Genomic DNA, 1,387 nt, shown 5'->3' on the forward strand with positions numbered 1-1,387 from the left:
CTGGGCGCGGCGGGCAAGAGCGGGTCGCTGGCGCTGGCGGCGGCGCGGCGGGCGGGCGCGGTCGAGACGATCGGGCTGGTGCCGACGGAGGACGAGGAGCGGCGGCTGGTCGCGTCCGGGCTGGCCGACCGGGTGGTGCGGGCGGACGCGCGCGACCCGGTGGCGGTCGCGGCGGCGCTGGGCGCGCCGGTGGACGTGACGGTGGTGTGCGTGGACGTCCCGGGCTGCGAGCACGGAGCGGTGCTGGGGACGGCGGCGGGCGGCACGGTCGTGTTCTTCTCGATGGCGACGTCGTTCCCGGCGGCGGCGCTGGGCGCGGAGGGCCTGGCCGCGGACGTGACGATGCTGGTCGGCAACGGGTACGTGCCGGGGCACGCCGAGATGGCGCTGGACCTGCTGCGGTCCGAGCCGGGGGTGCGGGCGCTGTTCGAGGGCCGCCTCTGACGCCTCCGCCCCGCGGCCCTCGGCCGGGGGCGCCGACCGGGCCGTCCGGGCATCAGTCCGGGCATCAGGTGTCCGGGCGGCGGGCCGTCCGGCTGGGGGGACGCCGGCCCGCCGTGATGGGCGATCATGGCGGGCATGGTGGTGGAAACGGTGACGGTGCCGTGGATCCCGGTCGCGCACCGGATGGACCTGGTGCTGACGGACGGCCTTCCGGCGGACGGCAGGGTGGTGACGACGGCGTTCGCGCTGGTCCTGGACGGGGCCGGGCGCACGCTGCTGACCCGGGTGGACCGTCCGGGGCGCGGCTGGGAGGTGCCGGGCGGGCACGTGGAGCCGGGTGAGGCGCCGGTGGACGCGGCCGTCCGCGAGTTGGCCGAGGAGACCGGGCTGGCCGTCGGCGCGGACCGGCTGCGGCTGTTCGGCGGGCAGGCGATCACGCTGGAGGACGCCCCGCCGGAGGGCTACGGGTATCCGTCGCGGACGTTCATGGCGTTCTTCACCGCGCGGTGGGACGGACCGGGTCCGGTGACGCGTCCGGCGGCGGGCAGCGAGTGCGTCGAGGCGGCGTGGTCGTCGCCGGACGAGGTCGCGGCGCGCTGCGCGGGTGCGCCCTGGCTGCGCCTGCACCGGACCCTGCTCACCCCCTGACCCCCGAGCCCGCCGCCGCGTTCCGCTGGGGGCGCGGCGTATCGGGCGCGTCCGCTCGTCAAGCGCACGTCCGCCGCACCGAAGTCGAGGGTGCGGCGGACGTGGCGTGTCAGGCGGCGAAGAGGGCGGCGACGCCCGCGCTGATCACGATCGCGAGGATCACGAAGATCAGCGGGGTGGTGAGCCCGGCGTGCCGCCGGGGGCGGCTGGCGGCGACCGGGTGGGGCGGCCGGTGGACGTGCGCCCGGACGGGCTTCGGTGCGGGCTTGGCCGGGGCCGCCGGACGTGCGGGCGC

General features: G+C 78.2%; 2 protein-coding genes and 1 pseudogene. 2 read left to right on the top strand and 1 reads right to left on the bottom strand.

What is annotated here, in order from left to right; all coding sequences use genetic code 11:
- Together DZF91_RS23755 and DZF91_RS23760 are read left to right on the top strand one after the other, a co-directional pair.
- Window positions 1-444 (top strand): annotated as a pseudogene (locus tag DZF91_RS23755) (zinc-binding dehydrogenase); the annotation flags it as partial.
- 135 nt (window positions 445-579) lie between these two features.
- On the top strand, window positions 580-1,092 hold the full coding sequence (locus tag DZF91_RS23760) for an NUDIX hydrolase (protein WP_158588030.1): 513 nt from the start codon (window positions 580-582) through the stop codon (window positions 1,090-1,092).
- A gap of 109 nt (window positions 1,093-1,201) precedes the next feature.
- On the opposite strand, the gene DZF91_RS40175 is transcribed toward DZF91_RS23760, so the two are convergent.
- A partial coding sequence (locus tag DZF91_RS40175) for a hypothetical protein (protein ID WP_199486842.1) occupies window positions 1,202-1,387 on the bottom strand: 186 nt, incomplete at its 5' end.

It is taken from the genome of Actinomadura logoneensis (genome assembly GCF_003428695.1).
Taxonomy (GTDB): Bacteria; Actinomycetota; Actinomycetes; order Streptosporangiales; family Streptosporangiaceae; genus Spirillospora; species Spirillospora logoneensis.